At 38.5% G+C, this 20,264-nt stretch carries 19 protein-coding genes, 7 tRNA genes and 2 pseudogenes; 4 read left to right on the top strand and 24 right to left on the bottom strand.

Features of this window, described 5'->3' with window-relative positions; genetic code table 11:
* Positions 1 to 214: 214 nt before the first annotated feature.
* The 3 genes from NST56_RS02820 to lrpA all read right to left on the bottom strand — a co-directional run bounded on the left by NST56_RS02820 (position 215) and on the right by lrpA (position 3,279).
* Positions 215 to 1,525: an MFS transporter gene (locus NST56_RS02820; RefSeq protein WP_339179803.1), complete on the bottom strand. Its 1,311-nt coding sequence runs from the start codon at positions 1,523 to 1,525 to the stop codon at positions 215 to 217.
* A gap of 222 nt (positions 1,526 to 1,747) precedes the next feature.
* Positions 1,748 to 2,512, bottom strand: coding sequence for an MBL fold metallo-hydrolase (locus NST56_RS02815; RefSeq protein WP_339179800.1), 765 nt, complete (start codon positions 2,510 to 2,512; stop codon positions 1,748 to 1,750).
* Positions 2,513 to 2,868: 356 nt separating this feature from the next.
* The gene (lrpA, locus tag NST56_RS02810; protein ID WP_010333126.1) at positions 2,869 to 3,279 is read right to left on the bottom strand and encodes a transcriptional regulator LrpA; all 411 of its coding nucleotides are present in this window, start codon (positions 3,277 to 3,279) and stop codon (positions 2,869 to 2,871) included.
* Between the two features lie 253 nt (positions 3,280 to 3,532).
* On the opposite strand from lrpA, the gene NST56_RS02805 reads away from it, so the two are divergent.
* Positions 3,533 to 4,534, top strand: coding sequence for an LLM class flavin-dependent oxidoreductase (locus tag NST56_RS02805; protein ID WP_339179797.1), 1,002 nt, complete (start codon positions 3,533 to 3,535; stop codon positions 4,532 to 4,534).
* 693 nt (positions 4,535 to 5,227) lie between these two features.
* On the opposite strand, the gene NST56_RS02800 is transcribed toward NST56_RS02805, so the two are convergent.
* From NST56_RS02800 to NST56_RS02770, 7 genes and pseudogenes are all read right to left on the bottom strand, one after another.
* On the bottom strand, positions 5,228 to 5,752 hold the full coding sequence (locus NST56_RS02800) for an NAD(P)H-dependent oxidoreductase (RefSeq protein WP_268444353.1): 525 nt from the start codon (positions 5,750 to 5,752) through the stop codon (positions 5,228 to 5,230).
* A gap of 267 nt (positions 5,753 to 6,019) precedes the next feature.
* Positions 6,020 to 6,251, bottom strand: a pseudogene (locus NST56_RS02795) (lysozyme family protein); the annotation flags it as partial.
* A 434-nt stretch (positions 6,252 to 6,685) separates the two neighbouring features.
* Positions 6,686 to 7,165 (bottom strand): HXXEE domain-containing protein, encoded by a 480-nt coding sequence (locus NST56_RS02790; protein ID WP_339179792.1) that lies wholly within the window; start codon positions 7,163 to 7,165, stop codon positions 6,686 to 6,688.
* Positions 7,166 to 7,705: 540 nt separating this feature from the next.
* On the bottom strand, positions 7,706 to 8,449 hold the full coding sequence (locus NST56_RS02785) for an SDR family oxidoreductase (protein WP_198097685.1): 744 nt from the start codon (positions 8,447 to 8,449) through the stop codon (positions 7,706 to 7,708).
* 51 nt (positions 8,450 to 8,500) lie between these two features.
* The gene (locus NST56_RS02780; protein ID WP_198097686.1) at positions 8,501 to 8,872 is read right to left on the bottom strand and encodes a nuclear transport factor 2 family protein; all 372 of its coding nucleotides are present in this window, start codon (positions 8,870 to 8,872) and stop codon (positions 8,501 to 8,503) included.
* A gap of 35 nt (positions 8,873 to 8,907) precedes the next feature.
* Positions 8,908 to 9,936, bottom strand: coding sequence for an NADH:flavin oxidoreductase/NADH oxidase (locus tag NST56_RS02775; RefSeq protein WP_198097687.1), 1,029 nt, complete (start codon positions 9,934 to 9,936; stop codon positions 8,908 to 8,910).
* A gap of 151 nt (positions 9,937 to 10,087) precedes the next feature.
* Positions 10,088 to 10,507: a MarR family transcriptional regulator gene (locus NST56_RS02770; RefSeq protein WP_101670025.1), complete on the bottom strand. Its 420-nt coding sequence runs from the start codon at positions 10,505 to 10,507 to the stop codon at positions 10,088 to 10,090.
* 211 nt (positions 10,508 to 10,718) lie between these two features.
* On the opposite strand from NST56_RS02770, the gene NST56_RS02765 reads away from it, so the two are divergent.
* Both NST56_RS02765 and NST56_RS02760 read left to right on the top strand, forming a co-directional pair.
* The gene (locus NST56_RS02765; RefSeq protein WP_339179781.1) at positions 10,719 to 11,366 is read left to right on the top strand and encodes an SDR family oxidoreductase; all 648 of its coding nucleotides are present in this window, start codon (positions 10,719 to 10,721) and stop codon (positions 11,364 to 11,366) included.
* A 440-nt stretch (positions 11,367 to 11,806) separates the two neighbouring features.
* Entirely contained in the window at positions 11,807 to 12,571 is a 765-nt protein-coding gene (locus NST56_RS02760; RefSeq protein ID WP_339179778.1) for a TSUP family transporter, read from the top strand.
* 323 nt (positions 12,572 to 12,894) lie between these two features.
* Here NST56_RS02760 and NST56_RS02755 read toward each other — a convergent pair.
* From NST56_RS02755 to NST56_RS02715, 9 genes and pseudogenes are all read right to left on the bottom strand, one after another.
* A pseudogene (locus NST56_RS02755) lies at positions 12,895 to 14,025 on the bottom strand (Rap family tetratricopeptide repeat protein); the annotation flags it as partial.
* A gap of 191 nt (positions 14,026 to 14,216) precedes the next feature.
* Positions 14,217 to 14,300 (bottom strand) — tRNA-Leu (locus tag NST56_RS02750).
* A gap of 77 nt (positions 14,301 to 14,377) precedes the next feature.
* Positions 14,378 to 14,459, bottom strand: a tRNA-Leu gene (locus NST56_RS02745).
* 11 nt (positions 14,460 to 14,470) lie between these two features.
* Positions 14,471 to 14,546 (bottom strand) — tRNA-Lys (locus NST56_RS02740).
* A gap of 27 nt (positions 14,547 to 14,573) precedes the next feature.
* A tRNA-Gln gene (locus NST56_RS02735) sits at positions 14,574 to 14,648 on the bottom strand.
* A gap of 12 nt (positions 14,649 to 14,660) precedes the next feature.
* Positions 14,661 to 14,732 (bottom strand) — tRNA-Glu (locus tag NST56_RS02730).
* Positions 14,733 to 14,761: 29 nt separating this feature from the next.
* Positions 14,762 to 14,852, bottom strand: a tRNA-Ser gene (locus NST56_RS02725).
* A gap of 5 nt (positions 14,853 to 14,857) precedes the next feature.
* A tRNA-Asn gene (locus NST56_RS02720) sits at positions 14,858 to 14,932 on the bottom strand.
* A gap of 122 nt (positions 14,933 to 15,054) precedes the next feature.
* Positions 15,055 to 15,507, bottom strand: coding sequence for a SprT family protein (locus NST56_RS02715; protein WP_339179775.1), 453 nt, complete (start codon positions 15,505 to 15,507; stop codon positions 15,055 to 15,057).
* Positions 15,508 to 15,609: 102 nt separating this feature from the next.
* Between NST56_RS02715 and cmpA the strand changes: the two genes are divergently transcribed.
* Positions 15,610 to 15,723, top strand: a complete 114-nt coding sequence (gene cmpA, locus NST56_RS02710) for a cortex morphogenetic protein CmpA (RefSeq protein WP_003225207.1) — start codon at positions 15,610 to 15,612, stop codon at positions 15,721 to 15,723.
* A 9-nt stretch (positions 15,724 to 15,732) separates the two neighbouring features.
* Here the strand turns inward: cmpA and NST56_RS02705 are convergent, their stop codons facing one another.
* The 5 genes from NST56_RS02705 to rsbV form a co-directional block, all read right to left on the bottom strand.
* Positions 15,733 to 17,892: a Tex family protein gene (locus tag NST56_RS02705; protein WP_339179772.1), complete on the bottom strand. Its 2,160-nt coding sequence runs from the start codon at positions 17,890 to 17,892 to the stop codon at positions 15,733 to 15,735.
* A 195-nt stretch (positions 17,893 to 18,087) separates the two neighbouring features.
* A complete protein-coding gene (rsbX, locus tag NST56_RS02700) occupies positions 18,088 to 18,687 on the bottom strand; it encodes a phosphoserine phosphatase RsbX (RefSeq protein ID WP_010333121.1) in 600 nt (199 codons plus the stop codon).
* A complete protein-coding gene (gene sigB, locus NST56_RS02695) occupies positions 18,687 to 19,475 on the bottom strand; it encodes an RNA polymerase sigma factor SigB (protein WP_010333120.1) in 789 nt (262 codons plus the stop codon). Before sigB ends, rsbX begins: the two co-directional genes overlap by 1 nt.
* Positions 19,441 to 19,923: an anti-sigma B factor RsbW gene (gene rsbW / locus NST56_RS02690; protein ID WP_010333119.1), complete on the bottom strand. Its 483-nt coding sequence runs from the start codon at positions 19,921 to 19,923 to the stop codon at positions 19,441 to 19,443. Before rsbW ends, sigB begins: the two co-directional genes overlap by 35 nt.
* Entirely contained in the window at positions 19,920 to 20,249 is a 330-nt protein-coding gene (rsbV, locus tag NST56_RS02685; protein ID WP_010333118.1) for an anti-sigma factor antagonist RsbV, read from the bottom strand. The genes rsbW and rsbV overlap by 4 nt, the downstream gene beginning before the upstream one ends.
* Between the last annotated feature and the right edge of the window lie 15 nt (positions 20,250 to 20,264).

Genomic DNA, 20,264 nt, shown 5'->3' with positions numbered 1-20,264 from the left:
TTTTAAAAAAGCTTAATCAAAAAGATTAAGCTTTTTTAAATTATTTAGTAACCTATGCCCCTTACCCTATCTGGCAGCCACTTTGATCTCAGTTTTATGTTCCTTTGCAAATAGGTTATTGAAAATACGCTACTTAAAATCTCTGCTGCTCAACTTGAGCATCGAAAATAAAAAGGTACTTCAAAATAAATATTACTTCCTTTTTTCAAAAAGCTTATGCTTTTTCCTGATTCCTTCTAAAATACCAAATAACTACAGGAACAAGTAACAATGACAAAACGGCTCCAGAAATTGATAGTATTGTATAACTAGAATGTGCAACAACCATTCCTGACAAGGCTCCACCTGCTGCTCCTGATAGTGCTACTAAAACATCGAATGTTCCTTGTGTTTTTGCTCGTAGAGATGGATGTGTTGAATCTATAATGAGGGCAGTTCCCGTTAGTAAACCAAAGTTCCAACCTACCCCTAGTAATACTAGTGCTAGGATTAGTAATGATAATGAGTCTGCCGGTGCAATAGCTGCCACCAATCCAGCGGCAAGAAGTGTAGCACCTGAAGCAATAGCCATAGTAGTGCGACCATACTTATCTACTAATAAACCAGTCAATGGTGAAGGAAGATACATCGCTGCAATATGGAGCCCTATCACTAAACCCACTTCGCTCAAACCATGACCGTGATGTCCCATGTGAACTGGTGTCATTGTCATAATCGCTGTCATGATCAGTTGAGCTAAAATCATAATTACAGCTCCTACCATTATTCCTTTTTTGTTTATGGCAGTATTTTTTAGACTTCCTCCTATTTGTACTTTATCGTCTTTTTTCTCAGCATTCGCAATAGCTGTAGATACAAACAGCGGATCTGGACGAAGAAAAATGAAGAGAATAAATCCAGCAATTATAAAAGCTGCTCCTGACATGATAAACGGACCAGCTAATTTGGGAACACCAATTGAATCTGCAAATTCTCCCATCGTATTAACTAAGTTAGGGCCCACTACAGCTCCTAAAGTAGTTGAAACCAAGGCCATACTTGCAGCAGTTGCCCGTTGTTTCTCATTTGCAAGGTCTGTCCCAGCATACCGAACTTGAAGATTAGAAGCCATACCTGCTCCATAAATAAGAAGGGAAACAAATAATAGGGCAACGCTGTTGATTAAAGCCGCAATTATAACACCTATAGCGCCTAATCCTCCTATAAGGAAACCACCTGCAAGTCCAGCTCTACGGCCAAAACGTTGTGAGGATGCTCCTATAAGTAGAGCAGCTACGGCAGATCCAAAAGTAAAGAGGGCAGTTGGAATTCCTGCTACATTTTCCGATCCCATCATATCTTGTGCAAGAAGCGCCCCAACTGTTATCCCAGCACCAAGTCCTGCTCCCCCAAATATTTGTGAAAAAATCAAGATTTTTAATGTTTTTTTATAAAGTTGGTTTTGTTTTTCTGGTGAATCAATATAACCTTGTAACCAAACAGGCTGCTGTGTTGATATATTTGTATCTTTTCTTGTCATTACCATGAATTCTACCTCCTAACGACAAATCTCTGGTGCTGTTTAAGTTTTTTTGTCATCATTGGAACATTCCATTTTTGTTATTCCGTTTTTTTGATTTTTGGTATATCTAAAATTTAATTATATTCATCTTTAGAAGAAGCTCATGATTATTTTTTATAATTATGAGCTTCTTCTATTTCTTATTTTTAAATATGAACAAGACAATATTATTTTTCGTTGTTTATATTAAAATGTGTAAGACTCTCCATCTTCTGGTACTAAAATATGTCTTGAGAATCCTTTTTCTTTGCTAAAGTTTCTTAATTCTTCTCTAGATAGTGTCCAATGGTTAACAGCTTCCATATGAACAGATATAATCTTAGCATGAGGAGCAGCCTTGTGAACTTCATAGATGTCTTCTTTTCCCATGATGAGTGAACCTAAATCTAATCTTTGATTGTCTCCCCCATTAACCACAATGATTTCTGGTTCATGTGTATGAATCTCGTCTTCGATAGCATCATACCAAACTGTATCCCCAGCTACATATAAAACTTTTTCACTTGGGTGCTTGAATACTAATCCACAAACTTCACCCATTAAGTTTAATAACTCTTCTCCTCTGCCATGTTCACCTTTTGTTTTTACTAATTGGATCCCTTCAAAAACAGTGTCTTGTTGCAGTACTTCTACATTTTTGAAACCACTTGCTTTTACTTCTTTTGCATCTGCTTCATTTTGAACAAACATTTTGATGTTTTTTGGCAATACGTTTTTTGCCACATCATCAAAGTGATCTAGGTGTAGATGAGTAACAATTACTGCATCTACGCCATCCAGAATGTTATCTATTGATGTTGGCAAACTCACCAAAGGATTAAATAGATCTTGTCTGATCGTTTCAGGGAAAGTAGCGTACGTACCTTTTTCTGCTAACATAGGATCTATTAAAAATTTTTTATTTGCGTAATTTACAACAATTGTTGCATTTCGAATTTGTGTAATATTCATATTTACAACTCACTTTCATTTTTATTTGTCTTACTTCGACAGAGTTAAGTGTATAATATCAGCAGTATTCAAATACATAGATAAAAAAAAGTGTTTTAACTCTTTGACTTTATTTTCGAAAGGTATTAACGTTCAACTAGATCAAACAGATAAAAAATTATAGTGAAAGTATGTCATAATAGCCAAATTACAATGAAGATCTGGGAGAGAGTACACTTAACATGGTCAACAGCTGCAGTTCGTATATGTATAAAAAAAGCCCTAGCTTGGTAAGTTTCATATCCAAACTAGGGCTTTTTTTAGAGCAGATATATATCATGTTATATGACCACACATCGCCGTTTTATAAAAGGTAACTATTTACCAATAACAATCGACACTTTATAGTTTGCATGTTTGTTTAAGTCATTTAAAAATTGATCTAATACCTCGTTTGAAGGAAATTTACATTCAAGCAAATAGCAACCGTCTCCACTAACTTTATAATTGTTTATTACATAGTTACCTTGTGTTTCTATAAAGGCTAAATAGGGTTGATGATGGATTTTTTCGATATAAATATTAAGAAAAGCATGTATAGAGAAGCCTAATTTCACTTGATTCACTTCAATACTGCATCCTCTTATTATGTCATTGTCTAATAACTTTACTACTCTTGCTGCGGCTGCTGGTGCAGTGAGATGTACTTTTTCCCCTAATTTTTTCATTGTAATGCGACTATTTTTAGACAGCTCATCAAGTATTTTTTTATCTATTTCATCAATCATTTTCTTGTATCCTTTCTGAAAAATAAGATGTATTTTACATAGTTTGTTCGCTGTACAATTTGTTTATGTTTGCTTAAAACTTTAAAAATAAAGTGATATGGTGAAATCACTTTATTTTCCCTATGTATTGATCGATTGAGAAAGTATATATTTATTTGCATACAAATCAAAAGAGGAATGTACACCAGCTAATATGAGACATTTATTTAAAATGGTTTTTCCATTGATGTTGTATATGTTTAGAGGTGAAATTATGAAGAAATTTGATATATCTGTTTTATCAGTTGCTCCATTAAGACAAGGAGAAACAATGAAACAAGGGATTGATTCTGCAGTGTCATTAGCTAAAGCTGTAGATCATATGGGCTATAAACGGATTTGGTTTGCAGAGCACCATAATCACGACGCTTATGCAAGTGCAGCAACCGTATCAATTGTACAACATATATTAGCAAATACAAAGGACATCCGCGTAGGTTCAGGAGGTATTATGTTGCCAAATCATTCCCCATTAGTTGTAGCGGAGCAATTTGGAACACTTGAAACATTATATCCAAATCGTGTAGATTTGGCATTAGGACGCGCACCGGGAACGGATCAAAAAACGGCTGACGTGATTCGCCGTTCCAACCATAATGGCGTGTTTTTCTTTGAAAGAGAAGTAAATGATATTTTGCGTTTTGTTGGGGATAAGAGTGTGCAGGGAGAGGTTCGCGCTTATCCGGGTATTGGAACGCATGTGCCTGTTTTTATATTAGGCTCCTCAACGGATTCAGCAGAAATTGCTGCAAAGCTTGGTTTACCCTATGCATTTGGCGCTCAATTTTCACCTCATGCGATGGAAGAAGCGCTCGCTATTTATCGAGAACATTTCCAACCGTCTTCTTATTTACAAGAGCCTTATGTGATCACTTGTATTAATGTGATTGCAGCAGAATCTATGGAAGAGGCATCTTTTATTTCTGCAAGTCATTTGCAGGTTTATATTGATATTTATACAAATAATTTAAGTAAGCTTATTCCACCCACTGAAAACTTCCTAGAATCGTTATCACAGTTTGAATTAGAAATTCTCCATCGTCGACTGGGGTATACAATCATGGGTGATCCAGAAACAATTCGTCGCGAACTAATTGATTTCCAACAGATGTATCAAGCAGATGAATTAATTGTGTTGTCTAATATTTACGAATTGAGCAAGGAAATTCAGTCTTACGAGATTTTAAAACATGTTGTGGATGAGTTGTTTCAATAAAGAATGGAGCAAACTTTAGAAGTCGAGTCAGTTGTATTAGCTTATGTTCTTCAACAATCGGGGCGCTGAAAAAGAAGGAAATGGTCAATGCATGTTAGTCATGTATAGTATGTACCACCCTTTATTTTTTTGAACGATTAGGACATAGTTCCGTTTCTTTTACAATGAATATTTACGGACATCTTTTTCCTAATAAATAGTAGGAAACTGCCACCGTTTGGATGTCTTACTCTTTAAGTACTGGTGAGTTGGTGAGTAAGTCTTCATCCATAGCCGTATTTTCCGCATAAAAAAATAATACCAAAGGTGGTTAAACCCTTGGTATTATTGGGATGCGGCCGAGAGGACTTGAATCTCCACGGGTTATTCACCCACTAGGCCCTCAACATAGTAAAAACATATCATGGGTTACAAAGGCTAATTCAAAGCATCCGTTTATTTTATTTATACTTATTTTCATCATTTTTCATGAATTCTGGACACAAATTGGGCACCTATTAGAGACAAGGAACTCTACATATCATCAAGAAATATGTACTCATTGCCCTGCTGTCATTAATTTTAAGCCCTCGCTCTATGCCCCCCTGCATTCAGTATTCGATGTAACTTTGAAATAAAGTTTGATTAAAATCTATCACAAACCCTTATTTTCACAACACTTCATTTGTTTCAGCTTCCCTCGCGAATACCGGATCAATGCTCAGCTTTAAGATAGTCAACCAATTTCTCCGCACTGTTCTTAACATCTTCTTTTGAAAGATGAAGTGTCCCATATTGTGTAAACGCAGGAAGAAAACGCATTCCTATATAGTTAGCAGTGACTTGAAACGGTCTGATAAGCTCGCTGATCGTGATATTATAGTCTCCGCCTGCTTGATAATCAGTTTCCTGTGCGCCTAGGGAGATAGCTAAAAGTAGTTCTTTTCCATGCAATTTCGTTCCTCCAGTTCCAAAAGCCCAGCCATGTGTTAACACATCATCTTCCCATTGTTTGAGTAACGCGGGACTGCTGTACCAATACATTGGGAACTGAAAAACGATACGCTCATGATCTAACAGGAGCTGCTGCTCTTTTTCTACATCAATGATAAAATTAGGGTATTCACCGTACAGGTCATGAACCGTAATGTCATTCTCTTGCTTTAAACGATTCATCCAGGTTTTGTTGACAACAGACGTTTCCAAATTAGGGTGTATAACGATAACTAATGTTTTCATTTGACTGATCATCCTTTCTTCGCCGATTAGTTATTATTGCTTTTACGATAATGAATTGATTCTAATTTTAAAATAGCCACTTTATTTACACTTATATTATCATTTTTCATGAATTCAGGGCACTAATTGGGCACCCAAATCAATGATAATTTAAGACATTGTTTTGTAAAAATCCGATATAACAAAATAATCTCGTCTTGCTTCAATACTCATACGATAATATTCATTAGAGAGCATTAAATTTCCTTGTTCATGAAGATAATCAGTGACTTCAATCGAGTATTCTAGGTCAGTTATGGAGTTAGGAGGTAAGCCAATACTTTCGGAACTTGCATAATATCTAAAGAAAACCCACCACTTTCCTGCATGGTGAGCGCCATAATAATATTCACTTGATCAAAAACACCTTCATGACGAGCATACTTTTCAAATACAGCCCTAAATTCTTTCCACTGCCCGATGCAATGCCAACCATTTCATATTCGCCATCTCCGCCGCCTCCTGCTTTAGTGAAATAGTTATAACCACTATTGCATGCGGTGAATAATAAATTATTTCAGTATAAACAAATAAACCATCATCATTGTAGAGACACCAGTAGATCATTTAAAAATAAACAAAAAAATACCAAAGGTCTAAAACCCTTGGTATTATTGAGATGCGGCCGAGAGGACTTGAACCTCCACGGGTTATTCACCCACTAGGCCCTCAACATAGTAAATCTACATCATTGGTTATGAAAGCTTGTTTTCATTACACTCTTTATATTCATTTGCCATCATTTCTATACGTTTACATCAATTATGGTTAAAAAATGGTGAGCCAAAACAATGAATAACCTTGCTTTTTTTCTCATCTATATTGATTAGAATTCTAATTTCTTCCTTATTAATAAAAGTTTCACCTTCTTCCTCGATTCTAATCAATTCAAACTCATTGAGGAGATACTTTATCACCAACTTTAAATAATAATGGAATAAGTGCTAATAAAATAATTCCTACAACCAACGTAGATATTATTAACTCCTTCCATACAATCAAATTCTTTAAAAACATTTGATAAATAACTAATGAGTTTACTGGAATGTTAAGCAATAAGCCCGTAAGAAGTCCAGGTGCATACTTTTTCATTAAAACAGTTGCGATAAGATGTGGAAAAATAGCGTTGATAACCATAGAACCTAGAAAGCCAATGAAAATCCATTTTGCAATATCTGATTCTGGCATATATAAAAAACCAAATGCAGATAAATAAGCCAACATAGTTATAACAATGACAGCAAAATGAAATTCATTTGAGGTTACTGGCTTTTGAAACTTTGAAGGTTGTTGTGACCACTCAGGTAACCAAATAGCTTCCTCAATATTATGCAGTGTAATAGCAAAACAAAAAAACACTACGAAATAAACCATCTATCATTTTCTCCTCGGTGCCAGTCTCTTACAGGAATCAACCAATATGGTTTGGTAACATTATAATACATATGAGATCTGATTGGTGTTAAAAGACAGAAGAAGCTGCCCAAGTAGTTGCTTCTTATTTATATGTGCAATAACGTGTTGTTGGTGGCAAGTCATGATTTCCTAAAGGAGATTTAATAAATCTAAAGCAAAAAAGATACCAATATGATTTGGTATATTCATCTAAATCGAGTCCCTCAACCTAGTAAAAACATATTATCAGTTACAAAAGCCTATTATTTCAAGTATTTGATGTCATTCATTACACTCATTTTCATCTTTTTTTTATTCATTTTGGGCACAAAATGGGCACTGTTTTCGAGACAGTAATCCACTGAATATTGTGTAGTTATACATATTTCACTCGTGTCTCTTCATGGATATTCCTAAAGGGGCTTAATACGTCTAAAAAAAAGAAAAACAAATGATATTCCCAACTATAAAGAAACCCGTTTAAACTCAAAAAGATATGTTTAAACGGGTTTATAGAGCTTACCACTGTTGAGCAGTAGGTGTAACAAATACATCATTTATCAATACATCAGAAGGCTGATCGACAACAAAAGCAATTGTCTTCGCGACATGGTCTACATCAATAGCTACTTCATCCAGGTTATTCAATACACCTTTCACGTCGCTGTCTGTGACAGTATCCTGCCAATTAGTAGCTATAACACCAGGGGAAACCATGGATGCCTGTATGTTATACTTAACAGATACCTCTTTGCGCAAGCTTTCAGTTATTGCCTTCACAGCAAACTTTGTTGCGCTATAGACACCATGCCCCTCCCCTACTGCATGTCCTGCAATAGATCCAACATTTATGATTTGTCCTTTTCCTTGCTGTTTCATATGCGGCAGTACTGCTGCGATACCGTACAGAGTACCTTTCAGGTTTAAGTCAATCATTTTTTCCCACTCATCTACATGCGCATTATCCCACATGGAAAACAACATGAGGCCAGCGCAGTTGATTAGCGTGTCAACTCTATCGAATTTTTCAATAGCATAGTCAATTAAGGCTTGGATGTCTTCTTTATTGGTAGCATCCGTTGCTTTATATACAGCAATCCCGTTCTTACTTGAAATACTATTTACAATCTGCTGAAGCTTATTTTCACTTCTTGCAGCCAATACAACCTTTGCACCTTTTTCAGCAAGATAACTTGCTGTGGCCTCACCTATTCCGCTTGATGCACCTGTGATGACAACTACTTTATTTTCAATATATGACATGGAAATAACACTCCTTTTTGTATCTTAATCCCATTATTTTCAAGAGCCCGTTTATACGTGTAAATGAAATACCTTACCAATCACTTTCCATTCTCCATCAACTTTAAGCAACTGGTGATAGTCTGTATAGGACTCTCCATAAGCATCGTTTTCTAGGCTAATACGAGCTGTGGCAATTGTGCCTTCTACGTCTAAAACGTCGATCCTTGCTTTGAGATCCGGCGCAGCACCGGCTTTATCAACAAAATCCCATAAATTCTGAATAGGGCCTCCGAGAAAACCATTAGAATTATATCCATACATTGTCGCATCTCCGTGGAAAGCTGGCTGCATAACTTCTTTCTTTCCAGTCACAAGCCCTTCTACATACTTGCCGATCACCTCAACTATTTGGTTATAATCCTTGATTGGTGTTTTACTCATTTTCTATTCCTCCTTATGTTATAGATTGGAATGAATTAAAAACGGAAACCATCAGTATACTGTTTTGGTACAGATGTCTCTTTTCTCAATTGCTTAGCAGCTTCAAGAGTCCAGTAAGGATTTCTTAGCATACCTCGGCCAACAGCGATTAGATCTGCTTCTTCATTACCGATGATCGCATTAGCTAATTTTGGATCATCGAGTCTTCCTACAGCGATTACTGGAACTTGTAACGCTTCTTTGATTCTTCTTGCAAGTGGAGCTTGGTAAGCTGCGTGTGTTCCTGGTCGTCCCCAAGCAGCAATCTGTCCTTCACCACCAGAAGAGATATCAAACATATCCACTCCTGCTTCTTGATAGGCTTTAGCGAATTCGATGCTTTCTTCTATGCCATATCCGCCCTCAACATATTCTTTTGCAGAGATACGCATTAGTAATGGCATTTCGGCAGGCATTTCTTCTTTAGCAGCCTGAATGATTTCTCGACCAAATTTAGTCAAGTCTTTACCATATTCATCATCTCTTTTGTTTGTAAGTGGAGAATGGAACTGATGAATCAAATAGCCATGCGCCCCATGGATTTCGATCGTATCAAAACCAGCTTTGACTGCACGTCTTACCGCTAAACGGAATTTTTCTACCATTCCTTTCACTTCTTCGGTTGAAAGCGCTCTTGGTGTTTTAGATTTCTCATCAAAAGGGATTGCGGAAGGTGCAACCGGTACATCTGCATCTTCAGCTTTACGACCAGCATGCGCAATCTGGATCCCCACTTTAGCTCCATGCTTATGAATAGCTTCGACAATTCTTGCAAGTGCCGGAATTTGTTCATCGGACCACAAACCTAAGTCATAGTCGGAAATTCTTCCATCAGGTTCCACATCGGTCATTTCAATCATGATAAACCCAGTTCCACCAATTGCACGGCTTACGTAGTGCAAATAATGCCAATCAGTTGCAACGCCGTCTTTCTTGTCGACAGAGTACATACACATCGGAGACATGACAACGCGGTTCTTCAGCTCCAAATTCTTAATTTTAAAAGTACTAAATAGATCTTGCATGTTTAAACATCCTTTCTTCCTAAAATAAATGTATGTGACATACATATACAATAACATATGCATGCATCATGCATACAATTTATCTCTAAATCGTTAAAAAGTCAAATCAAAGAGCTTTTAAAATTTCAAGCCCTTTGACAGATTAAGCTGTTTATAGTTCATTTATTAGCTCTTTCACTATTGTATCCAAGTTATGCGTTTTTAAATGCTTTTGTAAAATCTCATGGAAAACCTGAAGACTTTTCTGAAGTTTATTTTCCCCCAGTTCCGTCAATCTGGTATAGGTGCCCCTGCGATCATCTGAACAAATATGTTTCTCTAAGGCACCACAACTGTTGGCCTCCATGTTCCCCACCAGTCTGGAAAGAGCACTTTGGCTTAAACCTATCTTTTCCTGCAACTGTTGCAGCCTAAGGCTTTTGTCCGGTGACTTAGAAAGATAATAAAGAACATAGAACTCTTTAATCGAAAGGCTGAATTCAGCCTGTAATATACTTTCCAATTCCTTTTTTATTGTATTTTGTATAGTATCCAGCGATAACCACTGATCCATGAACTCATTTGTATTCATAACATAACTTCCCACCAGTCGCTCAAGTATATTCTTTTTTAAGTATATGACAAGCAGACTTTTTACTCAAATCATTAATTATATGTATGCAGCAAGCATATAATTTGATACATTTGTATTTACATGGGATATTGGAAACAAAAGAAGGAAAATCTAACTTTAAGTTCTCCTTGGAAAGTTATGCTAAATTTATTTGAAATGAGGGATTAATTTGAGCAAGGTATTCATTATTGGAGCGAACGGGAAAGTTGGTAAAAATCTAGTCAATATCTTGAACGAGAAAAAAGAACATGATGTAGCCGTCGGATTAAGGAAAGAAGAGCAATTTTCTTACTTTGAGGATAAAGGTGTTCAACCAATTCACCTAAATTTAGAAGACGATATAGAAACAATAACCGAAGCCATCAAAGGGTTTGATGTTGTTGTCTTCACAGCAGGATCTGGCGGACATACAGGTCCAGATAAAACACTTATGATCGATTTAGATGGAGCAGCAAAGGCTGTTGAGGCAGCTGAAAAAAATGCCGTAAAGCAATTCATTATTGTCAGCAGCATTGATTCAGACCGGCGGGATTATTGGAAACCAGAGAGTATGAAACCTTACTTTATTGCGAAACATTATGCTGATAGAATTCTTAAAGAAAGCAATCTGAACTACACTATCTTACGACCAGGTGTTCTTTCTGACGAAAGAGGAACTGGAAAGATAACCACTGACCCTGCTGGTTCAGAGACCTCTCGTATATCCCGAGAAGATGTGGCACGCGTTATAGAAGCATCAATTGGAAACGCGAGAGCATACAGAAAAATCGTAACGCTTTTAGAAGGAGACACACCCATAGAAACATTGTACAAATGATTTAAAATACTTGGGAAAAAGGGCCTTATGCTGGGCTCTCTTTTTCTGATGATATAAATAAATGATTATCTCAAATTTTTTTAATACTATACACTATTCCAATCTAGGTTGGCTTAATATAAACTTTCAAGGGGATTTTGTTATGAAAACTACCTGTTCTTTAGAAACGCTATATTCTCTTACAACTGAACAGAAATCACTTCTCTCAAGATGCTATCCATTGTGGGTGAATTGTCTAATAACAAGTAGGGATTTTGCTAACAAGCTAAAGGTAACAAAAGCTTGTTTTGAAGAAATCATCACGGTTTACGATTCTCTTGTATAGTTTACCAATTCTCATAATACGCAAGAAAGGCTAAATTCTGAAAGTCCGTGAGACAGAAAAAGCAGAAATAAGGATATGCTTAAAACCATTTCAAACTTTCTAAGGAGGAAAAGTTATGGAGGACATTAACATTTACACAGTGCTGCTTGTCATTTGTTTTGGTTTTTTAGCTGCTTTTATTGATTCTGTTGTAGGAGGAGGCGGATTAATCGCATTACCTACATTGTTATTCTTAGGATTGACCCCAGCTCAGGCTGTTGCTACAAACAAATTAGCTGGAACAATAGGATCATTAACAAGTACATTTATGTTTTACCGTTCTGGAAAGATTGACTTTAAATCTATTTCCAAGCTATTCCCACTCGTTTTCATCGGTTCTATGGCCGGGGCATGGACAGTCCATTTAATGGACCCCGAATTGCTTAAACCTTTAATGCTGGTTATGCTGGCAGCTGTCGCAGTTTATACCATCCTTAAAAAGGATTGGGGAAGTATCTCAACCTATAAAAAACTATCTGTCCGGCATTTTATTATTTTAATTCTTTTAATTTTTGCAATCGGTTTTTACGATGGATTTCTCGGACCAGGAACAGGTTCATTTTTAATGTTTGCTTTCTTAATGATCGGATTTGATTTTTTAAAAGCAGCAGGCAATGCAAAGTTTTTGAATTTCGGCAGTAATATTGCTGGCTTGCTGATGTTTATGTACCTAGGGCAAGTCAACTATACATATGGTTTGCTAATGGGACTTGCACAAATTGCTGGCGCAGTTTGTGGCTCAAAGTTTGCAATTAGAAGAGGTAGTAGTTATGTGCGTACTTTATTCATTGTGGTAACCTGCTTGCTGTTAGTTAAAAATGTGTATGATTATATTCATTAAAAGACTCTCGTTACTCAATAAAAGAGGCTTTCTCTTTCAAAAAGGCAACGCCCCCTTTTTTAATACAAGGTCTTCTAATTGCACTTATTTTGAAAAATACACCATAGACCTTTCATTTACCTACTGAATAATTTACGACAAAGCAACCTCTAAATCCTATCAGTATGGTGGAAATAATGGAAACTATTTCAGTATTTCGTTCAAATAAAAGAGGAAGGGTTCTAATCCCCCTACCTCTTTATGCACCAACTCGGTCTGCTGCAATATTGAAACCACCATTTGAAGCATTGTCTGTATCTGAAAAGTGAGTAAATGCTAAGACGCTACTTAACACCATTACTGTCAATAGAATTCGGCTGATCTTCATTTATAATCTCTCCTTTCTTTATTTTTCGTCTCGCCTCAATACTAATACGATAATACTCATTTGATAGCTCTAAATTTCCCCGATGATGAAAATAATCCCCAACTTCGGTAGCAAAATTTTCAACGTCAGCAAACATTTTTCTGTCTGCAAGATAAGAAAATGCTTCATTAATTAAATGATATTCACCATTCGAAAAATAAAGTCCTTCCAAAATTTTAAACTTTGCTGTGTATTCCTTATCCTTGTTCTTTTCAGCTACCTCTTTACCCTGCAAGTAATACTCCTGAGCAACATTAAAATTATTTCTTTTCGCCTCAACATGAGCCATAGCAAATAAAGCTTTCGTTAAAAAACTGTGTTCAGATTTTTCAAAAATTTTAATTGATAAATCCAGATGATTAGCAGCATTATCGTAATCCTTTAATTCCTCATAACAAATTCCAATATTCATGTGAGACATACCAATCAAATGATCAATCTTTATATCCTCTGCAATATCTAAAGCCTTTAAAAATTGCTGTAAAGCCATTTCAAACTCCAAAGAATCAATTAAATTACCTGCTACAATAAATTGACATCGTAATGTCTGGACAGCATATTCATCATAATTTTTAAATATCTTTAGCGCGCGATTAGCATAGTTCATTGAGAAATAAGTCTGTTTCATATAATAATAAACGTACGACACTTTGAAGAAGAATTCTGCCCTTTCTATCTCATCCTCAACCTGATATAACTTAGTTTCAACTATCCTATAAGCACTTATAGCACTTGTTAACTCTTTTCGTCTAAATTCGTACATACCCAAGAAAAAGAAATAATAATATTCAAGCATTCCTGTCAATTGCCCCTGCACTTTTATTTCCTTTATTGTTTCATAAGCACTATTTAGATCATCTATTTCTTTCGATTCCATATAAGATAACATTATCTCATGCCTGAATTCTAACAACTGATAATATAACAAAGCGTCTTGGTTCTCTTCCATACTTACTAATTCAGCTTCTACTTCTTTTTTTATTCTCTCAGCTTTTTCAACTTGATCATTCTTTATCGAAGTATACCAAGCATTTAATTTTTTCGTAACTTAGTTCCGTTTCTTTTACAATGAATACTTACGGACACCTTTTTCCTAATAAACAGAAGGAAACTGCCGACCGTTTGGACGACTTACTTTAAGTAACTGGTGAGTTTTGGTGAGCAAGACTTCTTCCATAGCCGTATTTTCCGCATAAAAAAATAATACCAAAGGTGATTAAACCCTTGGTATTATTGAGATGCGGCCGAGAGGACTTGAACCTCCACGGGTTATTCACCCACTAGGCCCTCAACCTAGCGCGTCTGCCATTCCGCCACGACCGCGTGACTATTATTATGTTGTGCTGGTTTTCAGGCTCTTAACCTAGTAAAACCAATTTGCGTGCACTTTGTAAATAAAGTGCGGGTGAAGGGACTCGAACCCCCACGTCGTAAGACACTAGATCCTAAGTCTAGCGCGTCTGCCAATTCCGCCACACCCGCAAAAAGACAAATGGTGAGCCATGAAGGACTCGAACCTTCGACCCTCTGATTAAAAGTCAGATGCTCTACCAACTGAGCTAATGGCTCTTACTATTTAATTTCAAAAAATAAAAATGGCTGGGCTAGCTGGATTCGAACCAACGCATGACGGAGTCAAAGTCCGTTGCCTTACCGCTTGGCTATAGCCCAACGAAAATGGAATGACCCGTACGGGATTCGAACCCGTGTTACCGCCGTGAAAGGGCGGTGTCTTAACCGCTTGACCAACGGGCCGATGGTTGAGAACTTATATCGCAATCTTATGGCGGAGAAGGAGGGATTTGAACCCTCGCGCCGCTTACGCGACCTACACCCTTAGCAGGGGCGCCTCTTCAGCCACTTGAGTACTTCTCCAAATATGGCTCCACAGGCAGGATTCGAACCTGCGACCGATCGGTTAACAGCCGATAGCTCTACCACTGAGCTACTGTGGAATAATGAGACAAGATTCATTATATCAGTCTTGTCATTCAGAGTCAAGAGGAAATGTTTTTTATTTATCTCTCCTGACGACTTTTATAATGTAACATAGGCTTGCCAGTTTCGTCAACCTTTTTTACGAAAAAATTCTTTTTATTTTCCCGCGGCATTTTCCGCATCTGTATCTGTCAGGATTCATGGCGCGTCTCTTTATATACTGTTGGCCGCAAGCCGTACATATATACCTATATGTTTTTTTGCTTTCTGTTTTTTTCTTTAGAGGCGTACAGAAGCGGGGCGCATTGACTTGCTGGAGAAGCGTTCTGAAATCTCTGTCCCTGTGCTTGTATCCTTTTCCTTCAAGGTGAAGGTGATAATGGCACAGCTCATGCTTGATAATGCCGATCAGTTCCTCTCTGCCGTGCTCAATCAAATATTTTCTGTTCAATTCGATGTTATGAGAGGTTAACAGGTATCTTCCGCCGGTCGTTTTAAGTTTGTCGTTGAAAACAGCCTGATGTCGAAACGGCTTTTTGAAAAATGTGTTGGAAATATCCTCTGTAAGCTTTTGCAGCTCTTTATTATCCATGGTGCACCTCACTAAAAAAACATTGAACGGGACAATTCACTGTTCGCATACAATAGGGTAATCACCGCCCCTCTTATATCAAAGCTGAGGAGGAATGAGCCTATGCCAAATTGGCTGAAAAAGCAGATGCAAAAAGCGTTCCTTGAAAAAGATAATTATCAAATTAAACTGCTGAATCAATGCTGGTATTTCTATAGGAAAAAACACTGCTCGTAAGCAGTGCTTTTATTTTACCATAGACAGTGATACTCTGCCTTTTTGCACATCGACACCGTCAACCCAAACCGTCACGATGTCACCGACGGATACAACATCAAGCGGATGCTTGACGAATTGATTGCTGAGTTTTGAAATGTGCACAAGCCCGTCCTGTTTGACTCCGATATCAACAAACGCTCCGAAGTCCACTACATTGCGCACGGTGCCCTGCAGCTCCATTCCTTCTTTCAGATCCTCCAGCTGAAGGACGTCTGTTTTCAGCAGAGGCTTAGGCACCTCATCACGCGGATCACGTTCAGGTCTTGTCAGCTGTTCACATATGTCCTTCAGCGTAATTTCACCGATTCCCAGTTCTTTTGCTGTTTCAGAAAGCTCCAGTTTGTTGATTTTGTCCTTCAATTCCGCCGTGCCGATTTGCTCTGTTGAAACACCGAGCTTTTTCAAAAGCGTTTTTGTTTCTTTATAGCTTTCCGGGTGGATTCCTGTTCTGTCCAAAGGCTCTGTCCCTTCCTGCACTCTTAAAAAGCCGATACATTGTTCATAGGTTTTCGCGCCGAGCCTTGGAATGTCTTTCAGTTCTTTTCGATTCGAAAATTTACCGAGCTCTTCCCGCTTTTTGACAATGTTGCCCGCTACGGACTTTGATAATCCCGCTACATACTGAAGCAGCGCCGCGGAAGCTGTGTTGACATTTACTCCTACCTGGTTTACGACTGTCTCAACGACAAAGCGCAGGGATTCATTTAAGCGTTTTTGGCTGACGTCATGCTGATACTGTCCGACACCTACAGATTTCGGATCAATTTTGACGAGTTCCGCAAGCGGGTCTTGAAGTCTCCGTGCGATGGATACTGCACTGCGTTCCTCGACCTGAAGCTCAGGGAATTCTTCTCTGGCAAGCTCAGAAGCCGAATATACGCTTGCCCCCGCTTCATTGACAATCACATAATAAATATCACGCGGCGTGTCCTTCAGCACATTCACAATGAATTGCTCTGTCTCCCTGGAGGCCGTGCCGTTTCCAATCGCCACCATTTCCACTTGATACTCTTCAAGAATCGCTTTCACTTTCTCATGAGCTTCCTTCGTTTTTTTGACAGGTGCATGCGGGTAAATCACATCAATTTTTAAGACTTTCCCGGTTTCATCTGACACTGCCAGCTTACAGCCTGTTCGAAAAGCCGGATCTACACCGAGAACCGTCTTGCCTTTCATCGGCGGCTGAAGGAGAAGCTTTCTGAGGTTCTCAGAAAAAATATGAATCGCCTGTTCATCTGCTTTTTCTGACAGCTCTTTTCTGATTTCACGTTCAATGGCCGGCTGAATCAGTCTTTTGTAGCTGTCTTCAATCGTTTCCTGCAAAATGTCTTTTACAGACGTTGAACGGTTTTTGATGATTTGTTTTTCTAAATAAGCCTTAATGTGATCTGCTGGCGGTTCGATAGACACCTTTAAAATGTCTTCTTTTTCGCCGCGATTCATGGCAAGCACTCTGTGCGGAACGACCTTTGCGATTGGTTCTTCATACTCGTAGTACATTTCGTACACGTTTTTTTCATCTGTGTCTGCTGATTTTCCGGCAGCTGACTTGATCGTTCCTTTTTTAAAGGTTTCCTGGCGAATCCATTTTCTGAAATTCGGTTCGTCCGAGATTTGTTCCGCAATAATATGCTTGGCGCCTTCAATGGCTTCTTCTCTGGTGAACACTTCTTTTTCTTCGCTGATATATTGGTCTGCTGTTTCTGCAAGGCGGTCATCTTGCGGAAGGGTCATGATATAGTCGGCAAGCGGCTCAAGACCTTTGCTTTTGGCGACTGTCGCTTTCGTTTTGCGCTTTTGTTTATACGGACGGTAGAGGTCTTCTACTTCCTGAAGTTTTACGGATTGGTCAATTTTGCGTTTTAATTCATCTGTTAGTTTATCCTGCTCAGCGATTAACCTGATCACTTCTTCTTTTCGCTGATTCAGGTTTTGTATGTATTGCCATCGTTCAGAAATGGTCTGAATCTGAACCTCGTCCATTGAACCCGTCTGCTCTTTTCGATATCTGGCGATGAACGGAACTGTGTTGCCGTCCTCAAGAAGGCGGATGACGCTTTCAACATGTTTTTGTGATAAACCTATTTCTTTCGCAATTTGCTGTTTCAAAAGGGCTGACGTTTCCATGTAACCATAGCCTCCAATTTTGTCGTTCTTTCTCTAGTGTATCAAAAACAGAAAAAAACACATAAAAAAAGACAGATGATGTATTCATTTCTAAAAGTTTCTGTAAACCGCCGCTCATAAAGTTCCGTAAGTCGCTTATTAATAGCCAACTACAAAAAAAGAAGCCGGCTTTCCCAGCTTCTTTTTTCTACATTCCTAGGACAGCAGTCCAAGAATATATGTCAGATCGTCTCTTCTAGATGTCGTATACATTTTCAGCGAATTTGATATTTCTTCTACCGATTGGCCTTTTTTTAAGTGGGAGCGGATATCGGGTACGTTGAGTCCATCTGTATGTATAATGAACTTAGAACCCTTTTCATAGGTAGCGGTGTGCGTTTTGTATTTTTGCGGCTTGCCTGATAAATAGCCTGAAATCGGGAGAGGATAAAAGCTTTCACCAGACGGGGAATGCAGAATAAACTGTACATTTCCGACGGAGCAGTACGTAAACTGCCTTTGTTCAAAGTTAATTTTCAAAACAGAAGCTGTAGCCCCTCTTTTGTTTTTCATCGCCTGATTACAGCGTTCGATGATGCTTTGTACGTCTTCGTTCGCATAGTTTTCCACTAAGTCTTTGATTGCTGAAGAAGATTCGTTGGCAAGCGATCCGCTTCCAAGTCCGTCAGCTACCGCACAAATTAATTCTTGATCATCAGCTTTCATAAAAAAACTGTCACCGCAAATCGATTTTCCTTCTTTATTCAGTTGGTATACAAGGGTTTGAATATGCTCGTTTTCTTCAACCTGGATCATTACATTAACTCCATGGAGGGATCTTCAATCAAGGCCTCTCTGAGCTTCTTCACAGCTTTGCGCTGCAGACGCGAGACGTGCATTTGAGATATACCGAGAATGTCCCCAGTTTCTTTTTGACTTTTGTTTTGAATGTACGTTAGGTCTATAATTTGCTTTTCACGGTCTGACAGGACATGAAGCACGCTCTGCAGCATCATTTTCTGGTTCACCCGCTCATATCCATCCTCCTGTGAACCGACGATATCGAGAATGGTAACTGTGCTTCCGTCCGCATCTGCTTCAATACTGTGATCAACAGATAAGGCTTGATAGCTTTTGCCCATCTCCATGGTTTCAAGAACCTCTTCCTCTGATACATCGAGGAATTCAGCAATCTCTTCCACTTTCGGCGACCTTTGTGTTTCTGTCGTCAGCTGATCGACCGCCATTTTGATTCTCGGCCCCAGTTCTTTGATTCGTCTCGGAACATGAACGCTCCACGTCTTATCTCTGAGGAAACGTTTAATCTCCCCGATTATGGTCGGGATCGCAAAAGCTTCAAACGATTTGCCCACCACGGGATCATAGCGCTTTATCGCGCCGAGAAGCCCGATCATGCCGACTTGGCGGAGATCTTCGTGGAAGCTTTTGCCCTTTGAGTATTTCTTCGCAAGCATATCAACCAGATTCGTATACACCCGCACAAGCGTTTCCTGCGCCTGTTCATCTTGTTTTGTTTGGTAATCGCTTATGAGCCGATCGACTTCATCTTTAGTTAGTTTCGTAGTTTTTGATGGTTGTGTCATGATCAACTCGCTCCCCATTTAAATACTTTGTCATCGCTACGGTGACGCCGGAGTTGTTTTGCACTCTGACTTCATCCATGAGCGTTTCCATTAAATATAGACCGAGCCCTCCTTCTGATAATTGATCGACTGTGTGTGAAGGTGTGTACGGCCCAAGATCCTGCTGCTTTTCATCAAAATCAAAGCTGTCTCCTTCATCTGCCACAATGACCTCTAAACGATCCTCGAACACGCCGAATCGTATTGACACTTCCCCGTTTTTGTCTTCTTTATAAGCGTGCTGAACCGCATTTGTACAAGCTTCGCTCACTGCGATTTTCAGATCTTCAATTTCATCGTACGTATAGCCCATTCTGCTTGCAACGCCAGACAGAGTCAGCCGTATAATCCCTACGTATTCAGGCTGGGCCGGCACTTTCATTTCGATGTAATCAGCTTTGTTATTCATTGCACTCCACCTTCTGACTTTGCTGAAATATCAATGATGTCCTTAAGACCAGTAATTTCGAACAGACGGATCAGCCGGTCAGACAGATTTTCAAGCTTAAGGGAACCGCCTTGTTTTTTCACTGTTTTAAAAACGCCTACGAAGACGCCAAGTCCGGTACTGTCCATGTAGCTGACATTCTTCAGACAAATCCTTAAGTCTGCGCCTTCTTCCGCCAGAGGAACGAGCTTTTCTCTGAGAACCGGCGCTGAATACACATCAATTTCTCCAGCAATGTTTACTTGTATATCATCGACATTCTGTTTCACATCAATATTTATATTCATTCGTTTCACCTCAAA

The sequence above is a fragment of the Bacillus sp. FSL R5-0560 genome, assembly GCF_037966305.1.
GTDB classification, from domain to species: Bacteria; Bacillota; Bacilli; order Bacillales; family Bacillaceae; genus Bacillus; species Bacillus mojavensis.
Note: the sequence above shows the minus strand (reverse complement) of the source record. Positions and strands in the feature narration are given on the sequence as shown.

Bases quoted from the DNA above. Each gene is read 5' to 3' on its own strand.
- NST56_RS02705 (WP_339179772.1), bottom strand. From the start codon at position 17,892: ATGGAAACGTCAGCCCTTTTGAAACAGCAAATTGCGAAAGAAATAGGT.
- rsbX (WP_010333121.1), bottom strand. From the start codon at position 18,687: ATGATCCAGGTTGAAGAAAACGAGCATATTCAAACCCTTGTATACCAA.
- NST56_RS02800 (WP_268444353.1), bottom strand. From the start codon at position 5,752: ATGAAAACATTAGTTATCGTTATACACCCTAATTTGGAAACGTCTGTT.
- NST56_RS02785 (WP_198097685.1), bottom strand. From the start codon at position 8,449: ATGTCATATATTGAAAATAAAGTAGTTGTCATCACAGGTGCATCAAGC.
- NST56_RS02820 (WP_339179803.1), bottom strand. From the start codon at position 1,525: ATGGTAATGACAAGAAAAGATACAAATATATCAACACAGCAGCCTGTT.
- rsbV (WP_010333118.1), bottom strand. From the start codon at position 20,249: ATGAATATAAATATTGATGTGAAACAGAATGTCGATGATATACAAGTA.
- NST56_RS02770 (WP_101670025.1), bottom strand. From the start codon at position 10,507: ATGAATACAAATGAGTTCATGGATCAGTGGTTATCGCTGGATACTATA.
- NST56_RS02715 (WP_339179775.1), bottom strand. From the start codon at position 15,507: ATGGATAATAAAGAGCTGCAAAAGCTTACAGAGGATATTTCCAACACA.
- rsbW (WP_010333119.1), bottom strand. From the start codon at position 19,923: ATGAATAACAAAGCTGATTACATCGAAATGAAAGTGCCGGCCCAGCCT.
- lrpA (WP_010333126.1), bottom strand. From the start codon at position 3,279: ATGATTGATGAAATAGATAAAAAAATACTTGATGAGCTGTCTAAAAAT.
- NST56_RS02790 (WP_339179792.1), bottom strand. From the start codon at position 7,165: ATGGTTTATTTCGTAGTGTTTTTTTGTTTTGCTATTACACTGCATAAT.
- sigB (WP_010333120.1), bottom strand. From the start codon at position 19,475: ATGACACAACCATCAAAAACTACGAAACTAACTAAAGATGAAGTCGAT.
- NST56_RS02775 (WP_198097687.1), bottom strand. From the start codon at position 9,936: ATGCAAGATCTATTTAGTACTTTTAAAATTAAGAATTTGGAGCTGAAG.
- NST56_RS02805 (WP_339179797.1), top strand. From the start codon at position 3,533: ATGAAGAAATTTGATATATCTGTTTTATCAGTTGCTCCATTAAGACAA.
- NST56_RS02780 (WP_198097686.1), bottom strand. From the start codon at position 8,872: ATGAGTAAAACACCAATCAAGGATTATAACCAAATAGTTGAGGTGATC.
- NST56_RS02760 (WP_339179778.1), top strand. From the start codon at position 11,807: ATGGAGGACATTAACATTTACACAGTGCTGCTTGTCATTTGTTTTGGT.
- NST56_RS02815 (WP_339179800.1), bottom strand. From the start codon at position 2,512: ATGAATATTACACAAATTCGAAATGCAACAATTGTTGTAAATTACGCA.
- cmpA (WP_003225207.1), top strand. From the start codon at position 15,610: ATGCCAAATTGGCTGAAAAAGCAGATGCAAAAAGCGTTCCTTGAAAAA.